Annotated in this window: 1 protein-coding gene; it reads right to left on the bottom strand. The window is 70.0% G+C overall.

From position 1 onward, the window contains the following. Window positions 1-1083 (bottom strand): RHS repeat-associated core domain-containing protein (locus AB0389_RS37895; RefSeq protein WP_366400137.1); only part of this gene is annotated, 1083 nt, incomplete at both ends.

Genomic DNA, 1083 nt, shown 5'->3' with positions numbered 1-1083 from the left:
TCCTTCGGGCCGCCGCCGTAGTGCTGTGAGGGGTTCTGCGATCCGTGGCCGCAGATGTCCGCCGGGCACAGCCCCGTCGGGTCGCTGCTGCTGATCGGGCTGTTGTTGCTGTACGCGTACCCGTTCATCTGGAGCGGGTCGGTGATGTCGATGACCGGGTCGGCGGTCAGGAAGCGGCCTGCTGCCTGGTCGTATTCGCGGGCACCGAGATGGGTCAGGCCGGTGACGGTGTCGTCGATGCCGGAGCCGAGGTAGCCGCGTTTGTTGGGCCAGGTGGTGGGTTTGGTGCCGCGGATCTCGCCGTACGGCTTGAAGGCGCGGCGGGTGACGGTCTGGCCGGTGGTGAGGCTGATGGTGGTGTTGGCGGTGCCGACCTGGTCGGTGATGAGGACGTTGAGCTGGTGGCCGGTGCTCGCACCGTTGGTGGTGGTGCGTACGACGGTGGGGGCGCCGGCCTGGGCGTAGGCGCGGGAGGCGCGGGTGATCTTGCCGGTGGAGTCGGTGGTCAGCTCGGTCTCGCCCAGGTACAGGGTGGAGCCGGTGGGTGAGTTCTCCAGGAGGCGGTTGCCGTCGGCGTCGTAGACGTAGCGGGTGGTGACACCGTCGGTGGTGATCGTGTCGAGCTGGTCCTCGGCCGTCCAGTCCAGGCGCTGGGTGGATTTCGCGAGGTCGCGGAGGGTGGTGTTGCCCACCTTGTTGTTCGTGTAGACGCTGCCCTGGCCGGCCGGTGTGGAGGTGACCGAGGTGAGGACGTGGGGCTGCTGGACGAGGCTCTGGCCCGCGACGGTGGTGCCGTAGCCGTACGTGAAGGTGGTGTTCTTCGTGGCGTCGGCGGTGTTGTGGTCCGTCAGCGTGGCGCGGTTGCCGAGCCAGTCGTACGTGAACGTCTGCCGGTAGGCGGTGGTGCCGGTCGAGACCGTCGAGGCGAGCGGGGCCGCGGTGGTCAGGGAGGCGGCCAGTCTGGTGCTGGGGCCCGACGCGTCCGTGCCGAGGGTGGGGGCGTCGGCGACCGGGCCGCCCGAGGGGGCGCCCGTCTTGGTGTAGCCCCAGTTGGTGCCGCCCGAGGAGCGGCAGCCGGTACCG

Source organism: Streptomyces sp. NPDC093109, assembly GCF_040701725.1.
In the GTDB taxonomy this organism is placed as follows: Bacteria; Actinomycetota; Actinomycetes; order Streptomycetales; family Streptomycetaceae; genus Streptomyces.
This window is presented reverse-complemented; position numbering and strand designations above follow the sequence as displayed.